At 68.0% G+C, this 14,333-nt stretch carries 7 protein-coding genes and 2 pseudogenes; 3 read left to right on the top strand and 6 right to left on the bottom strand.

What is annotated here, in order from left to right:
* The first annotated feature begins 392 nt into the window (after positions 1-392).
* Complete coding sequence (locus ASC93_RS01410) at positions 393-2,471, top strand: ATP-dependent helicase (protein WP_056436841.1); 2,079 nt, start codon at positions 393-395, stop codon at positions 2,469-2,471.
* Positions 2,472-2,851: 380 nt separating this feature from the next.
* On the opposite strand, the gene ASC93_RS01405 is transcribed toward ASC93_RS01410, so the two are convergent.
* The gene (locus tag ASC93_RS01405; RefSeq protein ID WP_056435840.1) at positions 2,852-3,676 is read right to left on the bottom strand and encodes a Sir2 family NAD-dependent protein deacetylase; all 825 of its coding nucleotides are present in this window, start codon (positions 3,674-3,676) and stop codon (positions 2,852-2,854) included.
* Positions 3,673-4,311 (bottom strand): hypothetical protein, encoded by a 639-nt coding sequence (locus ASC93_RS01400; RefSeq protein ID WP_056435837.1) that lies wholly within the window; start codon positions 4,309-4,311, stop codon positions 3,673-3,675. The genes ASC93_RS01405 and ASC93_RS01400 overlap by 4 nt, the downstream gene beginning before the upstream one ends.
* 154 nt (positions 4,312-4,465) lie before the next feature.
* Here ASC93_RS01400 and glpD point away from each other — a divergent pair, with 154 nt between their 5' ends.
* Complete coding sequence (glpD, locus tag ASC93_RS01395) at positions 4,466-6,022, top strand: glycerol-3-phosphate dehydrogenase (protein ID WP_056435834.1); 1,557 nt, start codon at positions 4,466-4,468, stop codon at positions 6,020-6,022.
* Between the two features lie 9 nt (positions 6,023-6,031).
* On the opposite strand, the gene ASC93_RS01390 is transcribed toward glpD, so the two are convergent.
* Positions 6,032-8,719, bottom strand: a complete 2,688-nt coding sequence (locus tag ASC93_RS01390) for a M1 family metallopeptidase (RefSeq protein WP_056435831.1) — start codon at positions 8,717-8,719, stop codon at positions 6,032-6,034.
* A 171-nt stretch (positions 8,720-8,890) separates the two neighbouring features.
* Here ASC93_RS01390 and ASC93_RS01385 point away from each other — a divergent pair, with 171 nt between their 5' ends.
* Positions 8,891-9,514 (top strand): glutathione S-transferase family protein, encoded by a 624-nt coding sequence (locus tag ASC93_RS01385; protein ID WP_056435828.1) that lies wholly within the window; start codon positions 8,891-8,893, stop codon positions 9,512-9,514.
* Between the two features lies 1 nt (position 9,515).
* Here ASC93_RS01385 and ASC93_RS01380 read toward each other — a convergent pair whose 3' ends face one another.
* The 3 genes and pseudogenes from ASC93_RS01380 to ASC93_RS32695 form a co-directional block, all read right to left on the bottom strand.
* On the bottom strand, positions 9,516-10,379 hold the full coding sequence (locus tag ASC93_RS01380) for a protein-glutamate O-methyltransferase CheR (RefSeq protein WP_056435825.1): 864 nt from the start codon (positions 10,377-10,379) through the stop codon (positions 9,516-9,518).
* A pseudogene (locus ASC93_RS01375) lies at positions 10,379-14,057 on the bottom strand (response regulator); the annotation flags it as partial. The pseudogene ASC93_RS01375 and the gene ASC93_RS01380, both read right to left, overlap by 1 nt.
* 2 nt (positions 14,058-14,059) lie before the next feature.
* Positions 14,060-14,333 (bottom strand): annotated as a pseudogene (locus tag ASC93_RS32695) (HAMP domain-containing protein); the annotation flags it as partial.

Genomic DNA, 14,333 nt, shown 5'->3' with positions numbered 1-14,333 from the left:
TTGCATATTGTGTCGATTTATGTTCCGCTTGACCTCGTAAGCCATTGATTTTGCGAAGGTTGAGTTCTGCCCACGCAACGGGCAAATTGTTGAAACCCGCATTCCAGCTTGGTTTTGACATGTCAAGAGGGTGTTTTTCCACAACCTTATGCACAGATTTTGTGGATATCTGAGCAAGCTTTGATAATCAGGCAAGTAAAGCGGGCGCGGTCGCCATGCCGTACGCCCGCTTTCTTTTTGCCGGCGACATTGACGTGGTTTTGCTACATCGACATCATCCCGCTTGCATTTAGATACTGGACAAATGTACAGTTGAGCATCAACGCTCAACCGCCATGTCCAACGCCGCCACCGCCATCCCCGCCGCCGCCATCCCCGCCGCCGCCACCCCCATGTCGAGGCCATCCGCGCCCGCCGATCCGTTCGCCGGTCTGAACCCCGAGCAATTGGCTGCCGTCGAGCACGACATGGGCGTGGACCCCGTGCGGCCGCTGCTCGTGGTCGCGGGCGCCGGCTCGGGCAAGACGAATACGCTGGCGCACCGGGTCGCGAAGCTGATCCTGGCGGGCGGCGATCCGCAGCGCATCCTGCTGCTGACCTTTTCGCGCCGCGCCGCGGGCGAGATGGGCCAGCGCGCGGCCGGCGTGCTGCAGCGCGTGCTGGGCACGTCGTCGGCGGCCGTGGGCAGCCTGCCGTGGGCCGGCACCTTCCACGGCATCGGCGCGCGCCTGCTGCGCGAGTACGCCGGGCGGATCGGCCTGGAAGCCTCGTTCACGATCCACGACCGCGCGGATTCCGAAGACCTGATGGGCCTCGTGCGGCAAGAAGTCGGCCTCGGTGCCGCGTCCGGCCAGAAGCGTTTTCCGCTCAAGGGCACGTGCCTGGCGGCCTACTCGCGCGTCGTCAACAGCCGCGAGCCGCTCGCCGACGTGCTGCAGTCGACCTTTCCATGGTGCAGCGAATGGGAAGAGCAGCTCAAGCGCCTGTTCGGCGCCTACGTCGACGCCAAGCAGGAGCAGAACGTGCTCGACTACGACGACCTGCTGCTGTTCTGGGCCGAGATGGCGTCCGACCCCGAGCTCGGGCCGGAACTGGGCGCGCTGTTCGATCACGTGCTCGTTGACGAATACCAGGACACGAACCGGCTGCAGGCCGCGATCCTGCAGGGCATGAAGCCGGACGGACGGGGCGTGATGGTCGTCGGCGACGATGCGCAGTCGATTTATTCGTTCCGCGGCGCGACGGTGCGCAACATCCTCGATTTCCCGCAGCAGTTCGCGCAGCCCGCCCGCATCATCACGCTGGACCGCAACTACCGGTCCACGCAGCCCATCCTCGACGCGTCGAATGCCGTCATTGGCGCCGCGCTGGAGCGCCACGCCAAGACGCTGTGGACGGACAAGGTCGCGACCGCCAAGCCGCAACTGGTGCTGATCCCGGACGAGGCCGAGCAGGCGCGCTGGGTCTGCAACCGCGTGCTGGAGCAGCGCGAGGCCGGCATCAAGCTCACGCAGCAGGCCGTGCTGTTCCGCGCCGCCAGCCACAGCGCGGCGCTGGAGCTGGAGCTGGTGCGGCGCAACGTTCCGTTCGTCAAATTCGGCGGCCTCAAATTCCTGGAAGCGGCCCATATCAAGGACGTGCTCGCCATGCTGCGCTTCGCCCAGAATCCCGCGGGGCGGGTGGCGGGCTTCCGGGTCGTCCAGCTGATTCCCGGTATCGGTCCCGCGACGGCCGCCCGTTTCCTGGACGCGGTGGCGCAGGCGGCCGAGCCCGTCGCGGCCGTCGACGCGTTTCCCGCGCCCGCGCGCGCGCAAGGCGAGTGGGACCAGTTCACGGCGCTGTTCCGCACCCTGCGCACGACCGGCCTGCGCTGGCCGCTGGACGTGGAACTCGTGCGCGACTGGTATGCGCCGCACCTCGAACGCCTGCACGACGACGCGCCCGTCCGTGCCGCCGACCTCGACCAGCTCGTACAACTGGCCGCCGGCTATGGCTCACGCGAAAACTTCTTGACCGAACTGACGCTCGACCCGCCGGAAGCGACGAGCGACCGCGCCGGCCCGCCGCTGCTGGACGAGGATTACCTGATCCTGTCGACGATCCACTCGGCCAAGGGCCAGGAGTGGAAGGCCGTGCACGTGCTGAACGTCGTCGACGGCTGTATTCCGTCCGACATGGCGACGGGGAGCGCCGAGGACATCGAGGAAGAGCGCCGCCTGCTGTATGTCGCCATGACGCGGGCCAAGGAACACCTGCACCTCGTCGTCCCGAACCGCTTCTTCATCAAGCAGCAGGCGCAGATGGGCGACCGCCACGTGTACGCACAGCGGACGCGCTTCGTGACGCCCGTCATGCTCAAGCATTTCGAGGAATGTGTCTGGACGAATGCCGATACGTTGCAAACCCGCAAGCCGATGCCGGACAGCGTGCGGATGCTCGTGCGCGACCGCGCGCGCAATGCCTGGAAATGACGCACCGGGCGAAAATGACGGCAAGATGACAGGAAAAGTGGACAGAAGCGGAACAGCGGGGCAAAGTTATCCCCGCCACGGCGGTTTTGTAGGAATTAGCCCCGTTTCCAGTTCCTGCTTAAAACACGAGCAACTGTAAGTCCTTGATTTTAAGGGGATTCGTTTTTGCCTGTTCAACGGGCAGTTTGTTGAAACCCGCACCAATACTGCGCTTCCGGCTTGTCAAGAGGCGCTTGTCCACACAGTTATCCACATTTCTTGTGGATATTAAAATTAATCCCGTCGAATCAACATCTTAGGTCATTGAGTTGATACGTCGTCGAGTATTTTCGCGCCGCGCAGGGCCGGTTTGCGCAGGTAAATACTGCCCGGCGGGTGCGTCAGTCCAGCAACGCACGAAGGGTGAGCAAGGCCTCCAGCGCGCCAAGCGCGATGCCGGCACCCTGGCCCGGCGCGACGTGCGGCGCGCGCGGATTGATGCGGATCAGCGGCGCGCCCTGTCCCTCGCACATGCGCCTGACGGAAGGCACGTCGGTGCCGGCGCCCAGTTCGATGACGACGGGCTTGCGCACCTGCGCGCGCCAGCGCCCGAAGCGGGCGTACTGGTCTTCCGTGCGCGCGTCCAGCCAGCGGCCGTCGCCGAACATCAGGATGTTCGGCCGCGCCAACGCGCCGCAGCGGGGGCAGCGCGGCAGCGGCGGGGCCATCAGGCAGGACGCCGGATCGACGATGGGATCGACGGCGCCGGCCGGCCAGATGGCGTCGCCGCACGGGCGCGTGCATTGCAGGTGATGAATGGACCCGTGGCATTCGACGATCTCCCCGTCGCCGAAGCCCGCGCGCTGGAACTGGCCGTCGACGTTGCTCGTGAAGACGAATGCGCCGTGCGGCAGACGCGCGCCGATATCCCGCAGGACCGCGAAGCCCGCGTGCGGCACCGTGTTCCGGTACAGGGCGAGCCGGTGGCCGTAGAAGCCCCAGGCCAGCGCGGGATGCGTGTCGAAGCTGTGCGGATTCGCGATCTCGACGAAGCGGATGCCGGCGGCGGCGAGGGGCGGATAGGCGCGCCAGAAGCCGTGGTCGCCGCGGAAATCGGGCAGGCCGGAATCGACGCCGATGCCGGCGCCCGCGCCGATCAGCAGGCCGTCCGCGGCGCGCAGCAGCGCGGCGGCCCGGGCGAGCGCGGCATCATGGTCCGGATTCACGCGGCGTCGCCTTCGTCGATCCGCCGTTGCAGATGTTCCAGTTCGCCCAGGAAGCGTTCAGCGGCCAGGCCCGGCGGCCACGGTTCCCAGGGCGGGCAGCCGTAGGCGTCGACCAGCGGATCGCGTTCCAGCACGGGCGAGCGGATCTTGAGCGTCGTGCGCACTTCCTGCTCCGACCAGCCGGCCACGTGCACGGCCTCGCTGGCCGCGGCCAGGCGGTCGGCCCGTTTGTGCAACTGGTGTTCGGCCGGCGTCCAGGCGGGCAGGCGGTAGCGCAGGAAGACGGCCTGTTCCAGCCGGCGGGTGAGGGCGCGGAAACCGTCGCCGAGGAAGGGTTTGATGGGCGAGACGGCATCGAAGCCGAGCAGGCCTTCCTCGGCGTCGTGCAGCAGTTCGCGCAGTTCGGCGACGGGGGCCAGCTGGACCGGCGCCGCGGCGCGGCGCAACAGCATGACGGCGATCGAGTGCTGGGCGACGGACAGCGGCAGCGGCCAGGCCGAATGTCCGCCCCAGCGGTAGGTGCGGGCCAGGCCGAGGGCAAGGTCGCTGTCGTCCCAGTCGAACGGGGTCGGATTCAACAGGTCGAGCCGTTTGCCGGACGGCATGCGTACCCAGGCGCGCATATCGGGCGCCATTCAAGGATCTCGGGAAACAGTCGTCATGGTCCGATTCTACACGGCCCACCGGCCGACCCCGGCCGGATTGACGTGGCCGAACACAGGGCCCCGTTCGCGGATTATAGTAGGCTGCGGCCGGACGCGGGTCCGGGCGAACAGGAGTGTGGTGGACATGGGAGAACTTGCCAAACGTATCGATTGCGACGTCCTCGTCGTGGGCGGCGGCATCAACGGCGCCGGGATCGCGCGCGACGCGGCCGGGCGCGGCCTGCGCGTCGTCCTGTGCGAAAAGGACGACCTCGCGCAGCACACATCGTCCGCTTCCAGCAAACTGATCCACGGCGGGCTGCGCTATCTCGAGCAGTATCACTTCGGGCTCGTGCGCAAGGCGCTGGCCGAGCGCGAAGTGTTGCTCAAGAGCGCGCCGCACATCATCCGCCCGCTGCGTTTCCTGATGCCGCAGGCGGCCGGCGCGCCGGGGCAGCGTCCGGGCTGGATGATCCGCGCCGGCCTGTTTCTCTACGACCACCTGGCGCCGCGCGATTTCCTGCCGCCGTCCGGCACCGTCTCCCTGCGCGGGAGCCCGGCCGGGGCCACGCTGCAGCGCCAGTTCGTGAAAGCGTACGCGTATTCCGACGCCTGGGTCGACGACGCGCGCCTCGTCGTGCTGGCGGCGCTCGACGCGCGCGAGCGCGGCGCCACCATCCTCACGCGCACGCGCTGCGTGCGGGTGCGGCGCGAAACGAAACGCTGGGAGGCCGACCTCCAGGGGCCGGGCGGCGACGTCCACGTGCACGCGCGCTGCCTCGTGAACGCGGCCGGGCCGTGGGCGGCCAGCTTCCTGCAGGCGGCCGGCGCGGGCCCGGCCCGGGCCATGCGTCTCGTGAAAGGCAGCCATATCGTCGTGCCGCGCCTGTTCGACGGCGACCACGCCTACCTGCTGCAGCAGCCGGACGGCCGCATCGTGTTCGCGCTGCCGTACGAGGGCGCGTTCACGCTGGTCGGCACGACCGACGTCGACCACGATGCGAAGGACCTCGACCGGGTCGCGATCAGCCCCGCCGAGACAGCCTATCTGTGCGATGCCGTGAACCGCTGCTTCGAGCGCCGCATCGGACCGGAGGAAGTGGTGTGGAGTTACGCGGGCGTGCGGCCGCTGATCGGCGACGAAGGCGGCAGCGCCTCGTCGGCCAGCCGCGACTACCGGTTCGAACAGGACACGGCCGGCGGCGCGCCGCTGCTGTCCGTGTTCGGCGGCAAGGTCACCACGTTCCGCAAGCTGGCCGAGCAGGCCGTCGACTGGATCGGCCCCGTCCTCGGCCGGCGGGTAGAAGCGTGGACCGCGCACGCCTGCCTGCCGGGCGGCGACTTGTACGGCAAGGTGCCGATCGCGCGCGCGGTGCTCGAATACGACGCGTGGGTGCGCACGCGCCGCCAGCAATTCGCCTGGCTGCCGGAAGGCCTGTTGACGCGTTATGCCCGCAGCTACGGCACGCGGCTGTCCGCGCTGCTGGCCCATTGCCGCACGCGCGCCGACCTGGGCGCGGAAATCGTGGCCGGGCTGTACGAGGTCGAGGCCGACTACCTCGTGCGCCAGGAATGGGCCACGTGCGCCGACGACATCCTGTGGCGGCGCACGAAGCTCGGCCTGCACGAGGCGCCGGGTGCGGCCCGGCGCCTCGATGCGTGGCTGGCCGCGCGCCGCCGCGGCACGGTCACCGTGCCCTGAAGCCTGGCGTCATTCGGCGTTCTTCGCCAGCCACGCATCGATCTCCGGCAGGCGCGCCGCATTCACCTGGATGCGGTCCTTGATGGAGGCGACGGCCGCCTCGACGTCGCCGCGCGAGCTCGGCGCCAGGTTCGCCTGCGCATAGGCCTCCAGTTTGCCGACCATGGCCGGATCCGACGAGCCCATCGCGAGGCGCGCCAGGTAGCGGCTGCGCGAGCTGGCGTCCACCCGCTCGTTGATCCGGGCGAGGTTGGCGAGGGCGAAGTCGAACGCCATGTCCGGATAGCGCCGTGCGACTTCCGAGATCATCGTCGCGCTGATCGTCAGGCCCGGCTCGTCCGTGAGCGCGAGTTGCAGTGCGCGCATGGCGAGCGCGCGGTCGTCCGCCGCGGCCAGCAAGGTGTAGCGCTGGTCGCGCACGAGCGGGTTCGTCTCGCTGCGGGCGGCCGCGTGCAGCTGGTCCCACATGGCGGCGTCGGCGTGCTGGGCGACGACGCCCATGACGGTCTTGCGCAGCGGTCCCGGCACGGCGTTGGCATCCGTCGCCAGCGCGGCGTAGCGGCGGCGCGCTTCGGCGATGGTGGTCGCGTCGCCCAGGTCGCTCAGCACGACGATCAGCTGGCCGCGCAGGTTCGCCACGGCCGACGGTTCGCCCGGCCGCGCCGTCCAGCCGACCTGCGCCATCAGCGGGGCCAGGCGCGCGATCGCGAAGGTGTCGAAGCGCCGCATGCGCGTCGTGTCGCCGCCGGCGGCCTGGTCGCGATAGCGCGTGTGGAGGTCGGCCAGCATGCCGCCGATGCGCGACCACACGGCCGGATCGGCGCCGGCCGGCGTCGCTTTCACGAGGTCCATCACGTCGGACGCCGGTTGCTGGCCCGCCAGGCCGAGCGCGCCGCTGTCGGCCAGCAGGCCGATCTGGTCGATCGGGGCCAGGCTCGCGAACCGCTGCGCCAGTTGCGCGAAGTCGGCGGAGGTGTACAGCGTGCGGTAGTAGCCGGTCTGGCCGGCGTTGACGATGACGGCGCCGCAGCCCGGCACGGTGATCGTGCCCTTGCCGCCGGTGACGAGCGTCGTCGCCTGCTTCGCGTTGCCGGCGATTTGCGCGATGACGGGCACGCGCCACGCGAGCGGCGCCTTGCCGGCCCGGTCGCGCGTGAATTCCGCCTGCGTCAGCGCCACGGTCGTCGCGCCGTTGCGGCACGCCGGCTCGCCCACCTTGATCAGCGGGATGCCGGGCTGCAGGGTGAAATCGTGGGCGATGGCCGTCACCGGCTTGCCGGCCGCCTTCTCGATCTGCTTCCACAGGTCGTCCGACACCGTGTTGCCGTACGCATGCGCCTTCATGTACGCGCGCACGCCGCTCCTCCAGGCGTTCTCGCCCACATAGGCTTCGAGCATGCGGATCACCGATTCGCCCTTCGAATACGTGATCTCGTCGAACGCCTGGTTGGCCTGCTCGACGGTCTCCACGTGCTGCACGACCGGGTGCGTGCCGGCGACGGAATCGCGGCGCATGGCGCGCTCGCGCGTGGCGACGGCGCCCAGGTGGGTGTTCCATTCGGGATGCAGGCGGGCGGTCGTGCGGCTCTCCATCCACGAGGCGAAGCCCTCGTTCAGCCACAGGTCGTCCCACCAGCGCATCGTCACGAGGTCGCCGAACCACTGGTGCGCCATCTCGTGCGCGGCGGTCTCGAAGATCTCTTCGCGGTCGTGCTGGGTCGCGATGGCCGGGTCGAGCAGCAGCGCGTATTCGAACGTGAAGATCGCGCCCCAGTTTTCCATCGCGCCGAAGAACTGGCTGCGGCCGGCGCCGGCCACGTTGTCCAGCTTGGGCAGCGGGTAGCGCACGCCGAAGTAATCGTTGTATTCGCGCAGGATCGACTGCTGGGCGTCGAGCGCGAACCGCGCCTGCGGCAGCGCGCCGCGGCGGGTGACGACGCCGACCTCGGTGCCCTCGACCTTCGCGGCCGCCCGTTCGAAGTCGCCGAGGGCGAAGAACAGCAGGTAGGTCGACATCTTCGGCGTCGTCGCGAAGCTGATGTGGCGGCGGCCGTCCGGCAGCGTCGCCGTGGCCGTCGCCGGCATGTTGCTGACGGCCATTTGGCCGGCCGGCACGACGACGTCCAGCGCGAAACTCGCCTTGTACGCCGGCTCGTCCCACGAGGGGATCATGCGGCGCGCATCCGAGTTCTCGAACTGCGTGTACAGCGCGCGCTGCTTCTTGCCGTCGGCACCCGGGTAGTCCAGCGAGAACAGGCCCACGGCCTGGGTGCCGATCACGCCCGTGTAATCCATCGCCAGGTGGTACATGCCAGGCGCGACGGGCTGCGCGAAGGTGAACGTCGCGGTCTGCGCGGCGGCGTCGACGGCCACCGTCGCATCGCGCGCGGCGCCGCCGGCGGCCGGGGCCAGCGTCACGTGCGCGAACTTCAGGTCGGCCGCGTTCAGCGTGATGCTGTCGGTGGCCTTGGTGACGTTGATCGTGACGACGGCGCGGGCGCCGAACGACGCGGCGGCCGCATCGGGCGTGAGCGAGATCTGGTAGTGGGTGGGGATGACGTTGCGCGGCAATTGCGTCGTGGTGTCGACGGCGGCCGCCGCGCCGGCGTGGGCGCGGGTAGGCGCGGCGCTGGCGTGGACGATGGGCAGGGCCGCCAGGGCGAGGATGACGGCGGCGGAGATCAGGCTGCGTTGCATGGGATTCCTATCGAGTATGTACGTCGAACGCGCGCGATGGTTGGGGTAGTGCGCGCGGCCAGTCTGGCAATCTACGGTCAAACGGCGCGGCCTGTCAAATGAACAAGTGGACAGAAGGGGTCGCGGCGTGGAGTATGATCGGCGACGCATGACGAGACGAGGAGCAGACGCATGAAACTGTACACGAGCAGCCGGGCGCCGAACCCGCGCCGCGTCCTGATGTTCATGGCCGAGAAGGGCATTTCCGGCATCCACACCATACAGATCGACCTGGGCAAGGGCGAGCACCGCGGCGCGGCGTTCATGGCCCTCAATCCGATGGCCCAGGTGCCCGTGCTGGAACTGGACGACGGCCGCACGCTGGCGGAGACGCGCGCCATCTGTACTTACCTGGAGGGGATGTTCCCGCATCCGAACCTGATGGGCGAGGGCTTCGAGGAACGCGCCTTCATCGAGATGATGGACCGGCGCTGCGAGCTGCAGCTGTTCCTGCGCATCGCCAACTGCGTGCGCCACACGCACCCTGGCCTGGCCGCGCTGGAGCAGCCGCAGTTCGGCGATTTCGGCGCCGCGCAGGGCGCCAGGGTGCGCGAGTCGGCGCGCTGGCTGGACGGCGTGCTGGCGGACCGCGACTACGTGGCCGGCGACCGCTTCACGATCGCCGACATCACGGCATTCTGCGCGCTGGAATTCGCGCGCGGGCTGATGCGGTTCCGGCCCTCGGATGAGGGGTTGGCGAATTTGCAGGGGTGGCGCGACAGGATTGCGGAGCGGCCGGGCGCGCAGGCGGTCTGAATTACCCGACCCGCTTGTACCACGGCCGGTCGCCTTCGATCGCCTGGTACGTCCCCGCATAGGCATCCGACACGGACAGCGGCCGGTCCAGGCACAGCACGCCGAAGCGCGCCAGGCTGTCGTGGAACAGCCGCAGCACGCGCTGGCGCAGCACGGGCCCGAAGTCGGACAGCGCGCTGCCGCACAGGATCGCCTGGAACTCATTGAACGAGGCATCCGTCACGAGGCTGTACTGCGACCACGTGATGCGCCGGCGCAGGTGCGGCTGCAGGCGCGCGCGGCCGTCGCGCACGTCGAAGTACGACGGCAGCGCCGCCTGGCCGCCGCCGGCCGCGTAACGCGACTGCGCGGCGTCGAGGTCGGCCACGGGCAGCCATGCGTCCTGGTGCTGCGCCACCAGATCCTCGTTGGCGAGCGTCGCGTGGATGTCCAGCTTGCCCAGCACGCCTTCTTCCGCCAGCACGACGGCGAGCGTCCACGCTTCGCCCACGCCCGCGCATTCCGCGATCCACACCCGGGGCAGGGGCGAGGCGCGCAGCGACGGCGCCAGCACGGTGCGCAGGCGCTGCGTGTGGTCCGGATCGTCGAACAGTGCGGCAGGCTGCGGCGACAGCATGCGCAGCAGCGCGGCCGACGCGGCCGGATCGTGCAGCACCTTTTCCTGCAGGCCGGACAGCGTGGCGGCGCCCTGCGCGCGCATGGCGTCCGCCAGCCGCATGCGCAGGACGTGGCGGTCGTAGGCGCGGAAATCGTGGCCGAAGCGCTGGAACAAGGCTTCCAGCAGCAGCTGCGTTTCCAGTTCCTCGATCGCCAGCCCGGCCGCCAGGCCGGTCCACGCATTCGATGTGCCGATTACCGCGGCCATCAATGCAACCACACCCGCATCATCGACAGCAGCTGGGCCACGTCGACCGGCTTGGTGATGTAGTCGGACGCGCCGGCGGCGATGCACTTGTCGCGGTCGCCCTTCATCGCCTTGGCGGTCAGCGTGATGATCGGCAGCGACTTGAACTTCGGGATGCGGCGGATGGCGCGCATCGTGTCGTAGCCGTCCATCTCCGGCATCATGATGTCCATCAGGACGATCTCGATGCTCGGGTCCTTTTCCAGCACCTCGATGCCGTCGCGGCCGTTCTCGGCGAACAGCACCTGCATCTGCTGGCGCTCCAGCAGCGAGGACAGCGCGAAGATGTTGCGCAGGTCGTCGTCGACGATCAGCACCTTGCGTCCCGCGAGGCCGGAATCGAGCGCGTGGATCTCTTCCAGCATCTTGCGCTGCGTCTCCGGCAGGCTGGCCTGCGAGCGGTGCAGGAACAGCGCCGTCTCGTCGAGCAGGCGTTCGGGCGAGCGCGCGTCCTTGACGACGATGGTCTTGGCGTAGCGCTTGAGTTTCGTGACCTCCTTGCGCGACAGTTCCTGCGCCGTGTAGATCACGATCGGCAGGTCGCGCAAGGCCTGCTGCTTGCCGATCTGGTCGAGCAGGTCGAAGCCCGAGATGTCGGGCAGCGTCAGGTCCAGCACCATGCAGTCGAAGTGCTGCTGGGCCAGCGCGTCCAGGGCCGCCTTGCCGTCTTCCGCCGTCACGATGCGCACGTCGGAGTCGCCGATCAGGCCCACGATCGATTCGCGCTGCGCCATGTCGTCCTCGACGACGAGCAGCGAACGCTTGCCGCCCATGAGGAATTTCTGGATGCGCTTGAATTCCTCCTGCAGCATCTCGCGGCTCACGGGCTTGTTGATGTACGAGATGGCGCCCTGGCGCAGCGCGCGCTCGCGCTCGCGCAGCGACGACATCACGTGCACCGGGATGTGGCGCGTGCTCGGATCGCGTTTCAGGCGGTCGAGCACCGTGAAGCCGTCGATGTCGGGCAGGTCGATGTCGAGCAGGATCGCCGACGGCAGGTAGTCGCGCGCCAGCGACAGCGCGGAATCGCCGCGGTGCGTGACGATGCCCTTGAAGTTCTTTTCGCGGGCGAATTCGAGCAGGGTCTTGGCGAAGCGCTCGTCGTCCTCGACGATCAGCACGGACGGGTCGCCCGGCACGATCAGGCCGCGGTCGTCCAGCATGGTCGCGTATTCGACGAGGCTGCCGGACGGATCGGACAGCGCAAGGCTCGTGACGGCATTGCCGGCATCGGTATCCGTCTCGGCCTCCAGCAGCAAGGTGCGCGCAGGGACGACGGACGATTGCGACGGCGGCGGCGCCAGGCGCGCCGGTTGCGGCTGGCGGGTCTGCTCGTAGTTGATGAAGCCGGCGCGGTTGTACGGCAGGTACAGCGTGAACGTGGAGCCGATGTTGACTGTCGACTCTACCCTGATTTCGCCGCCCAGCAAGCGCGCCAGTTCGCGCGAGATCGACAGGCCCAGGCCCGTGCCGCCGTATTTGCGGGCGGTGGAACCGTCGGCCTGCTGGAAGGCCTCGAAGATCAGCTGCAGCTTGTCGGACGGGATGCCGACGCCCGTGTCGCGTACCGAGAACGCCAGCACGGCGTCCGCATGCAGGAGGTGCGGGTGGTCGGCCGTCCAGCCGCTCGTCACGAGGCTGATCATCAGCGACACGTTGCCGTGGCTGGTGAACTTGAACGCGTTCGACAGCAGGTTTTTCAGCACCTGCTGCAGGCGCGTCGTGTCGGTCATCACGGCGGTCGGCAGGTTGTCCGCCAGCTCCACCGTGAAGCCCAGGTGCTTCGCCTCGGCCATGTGGCGGAACGTGCGGTCGACGTAGTTGCGCAGGTTCGAGAAGCGGTATTCCGAGACGTCCAGCGTGACGGTGCCGGACTCGATCTTCGACAGGTCGAGGATGTCGTTAATGAGCGTCAGGAGGTCGGAGCCGGAGCCGTGGATCGTCTTCGCGAATTCCACCTGCTTGGACGACAGGTTGCCCTCCGGGTTATCGGACAGCTGCTGCGCGAGGATCAGGAGGGAGTTCAGCGGCGTCCTCAGCTCGTGCGACATATTGGCCAGGAACTCGGACTTGTATTTCGACGACAGCGCCAGCTGCGTGGCCTTTTCTTCCAGCGCCAGCTTGGCCTGTTCCACCTCGCGGTTCTTGCGCTCCACCTCGATGTTCTGCTCGGACAGCAGGCGCGCCTTTTCCGCCAGTTCCTGGTTGGTCTGCTGCAGTTCCTGCGCCAGCGATTGCGACTGGGTCAGCAGCGATTCCGTGCGGCTGTTCGCCTCGATGGTGTTCAGCACGACGCCGATCGATTCCATCAGCTGGTCGAGGAACGACAGGTGCGTTTCCGTGAAGCGGTCCAGAGACGCGATCTCGATGACGGCCTTCACCTGCTGTTCGAACAGGATCGGCAGCACGACGATGTTGGTCGGCGGCGCCGAGCCGAGGCCGGACGACACGACGATGTAGTCGCGCGGGACGTCCGTCAGCCAGATGCGGGTCTTCTCCAGCGCGCACTGGCCAACTAACCCTTCGCCCGGCAGGAACGACGTCGGCAGCTTGCGGCTGGAGCGGTAGCCGTACGACGCGATCATGCGCAGGCGCGCGTCGGCTTCCTGCGAATCCATCATGTAGAACACGCCGTGGTGCGCCGACACCAGCGGCGCCAGTTCGGACAGGATCAGCTTCGTCACGGCCTGCAGGTCGCGCTGGCCCTGCAGCAGTCGCGTGAAGCGCGCCAGGTTGGTCTTCAGCCAGTCCTGCTGGGCGTTCTTCTGCGTCGTCTCCTTCAGGTTGCGGATCATCTCGTTGATGTTGTCCTTCAGGTAGGACACCTCGCCGCGCGCTTCCACCTGGATGGAACGGGACAGGTCGCCGCGCGTCACCGCCGTCGCCACTTCGCCGATCGCGCGCATCTGGTTGGTCAGGTTCGCCGCGAGCTGGTTGACGTTCTCCGTCAAGTCCTTCCACGTGCCGGCCACGCCGGACACGTTCGCCTGGCCGCCCAGCTTGCCTTCCGTACCCACTTCGCGGGCCACGCGCGTCACTTCCGATGCGAACGACGACAGCTGGTCGACCATCACGTTGATGGTGTCCTTCAGTTCGAGAATCTCGCCCTTCACGTCCACCGTGATCTTCTTCGACAGGTCGCCGCGCGCCACGGCGGTGGTCACCGCCGCGATGTTACGCACCTGGCCCGTCAGGTTCGACGCCATGAAGTTCACGTTGTCGGTCAAGTCCTTCCACGTACCGCCCACGCCCGGCACGTACGCCTGGCCACCCAGCTTGCCTTCCGTGCCGACCTCGCGCGCGACGCGGGTCACCTCGGATGCGAACGAGGACAACTGGTCCACCATCACGTTGATGGTGTTCTTCAGTTCCAGGATCTCGCCTTTCACGTCCACCGTGATCTTCTTCGACAGGTCGCCGTTCGCCACGGCGGTGGTCACTTCCGCGATGTTACGCACCTGCGCCGTCAGGTTGCCCGCCATCGAGTTCACGCCGTCCGTCAGGTCTTTCCACGTACCCGCGACGCCCGGCACGTTCGCCTGGCCGCCCAGCTTGCCTTCCGTACCGACCTCCCGCGCCACGCGGGTCACCTCGGACGCGAAGGAGTTCAACTGGTCCACCATCACGTTGATCGTGTTCNNCAGTTCGAGGATCTCGCCCTTCACGTCCACCGTGATCTTCTTCGACAGGTCGCCGTTCGCCACGGCGGTCGTCACGTCCGCGATGTTACGCACCTGGCCCGTGAGGTTGCCCGCCATCGAGTTCACGGAGTCGGTCAAGTCCTTCCACGTGCCCGCGACGCCTTTCACCACCGCCTGGCCGCCGAGCTTACCTTCCGTACCGACCTCCCTTGCGACGCGCGTCACCTCCGATGCGAACGACGACAACTGGTCCACCATCACGTTGATGGTGTTT

This window comes from Massilia sp. Root335 (genome assembly GCF_001425685.1).
GTDB classification, from domain to species: Bacteria; Pseudomonadota; Gammaproteobacteria; order Burkholderiales; family Burkholderiaceae_D; genus Telluria; species Telluria luteola.
This window is presented reverse-complemented; position numbering and strand designations above follow the sequence as displayed.

Coding starts and splice junctions, on each gene's coding strand:
- ASC93_RS01380 (WP_056435825.1), bottom strand. CDS start 10,379: ATGGCCGCGGTAATCGGCACATCGAATGCGTGGACCGGCCTGGCGGCC.
- glpD (WP_056435834.1), top strand. CDS start 4,466: ATGGGAGAACTTGCCAAACGTATCGATTGCGACGTCCTCGTCGTGGGC.
- ASC93_RS01390 (WP_056435831.1), bottom strand. CDS start 8,719: ATGCAACGCAGCCTGATCTCCGCCGCCGTCATCCTCGCCCTGGCGGCC.
- ASC93_RS01385 (WP_056435828.1), top strand. CDS start 8,891: ATGAAACTGTACACGAGCAGCCGGGCGCCGAACCCGCGCCGCGTCCTG.
- ASC93_RS01410 (WP_056436841.1), top strand. CDS start 393: ATGTCGAGGCCATCCGCGCCCGCCGATCCGTTCGCCGGTCTGAACCCC.
- ASC93_RS01400 (WP_056435837.1), bottom strand. CDS start 4,311: ATGGCGCCCGATATGCGCGCCTGGGTACGCATGCCGTCCGGCAAACGG.